A 440-nucleotide genomic window follows, 5' to 3' on the forward strand; every position below is an offset into this window, starting at 1 on the left:
TTGCAACACATATAAGAGGCCCCGTAGTGAGACTTTTTGCCACTTTTGATTGCTTGTCCCGGAACACCCGATTCTCATGTCCATACTCATCCTAATCCCAGCAAGAATGGCCTCGACCCGCCTGCCAGGTAAGCCTTTGGCCGATATTTCGGGAAAGCCGATGATCGTCCATGGTGCCGAGCGCGCCCGCGAAAGCGACCTCGGACGCATTGTCGTGGCCACAGATACTGCCGAAGTTGCCGCTGCCGTTCGCGCACATGGTTTCGAAGCGGTGATGACGAAAGTCGGCCACGAATCGGGCTCGGACCGCATTTTTGAGGCCCTGTCTCAGGTTGATCCCGACAAAAAAGTTGAAACGGTGGTGAATGTGCAGGGCGATCTGCCGACCGTCGAGCCCGAAACGATCAGGGCGGCACTTCGCCCATTCGACGAGCCTTCCG

At 57.0% G+C, this 440-nt stretch carries 1 protein-coding gene; it reads left to right on the forward strand.

Annotation, left to right across the window (positions count from 1 at the left end; genetic code table 11):
- Positions 1 to 76: 76 nt before the first annotated feature.
- The coding region (locus tag AB1462_RS32080) for an NTP transferase domain-containing protein (RefSeq protein ID WP_367249136.1) at positions 77 to 440 on the forward strand (364 nt) is incomplete at its 3' end.

Origin of the sequence: Pseudomonas sp. SB113, assembly GCF_040754745.1 — a bacterium.
GTDB classification, from domain to species: domain Bacteria; phylum Pseudomonadota; class Gammaproteobacteria; order Pseudomonadales; family Pseudomonadaceae; genus Aquipseudomonas; species Aquipseudomonas grimontii.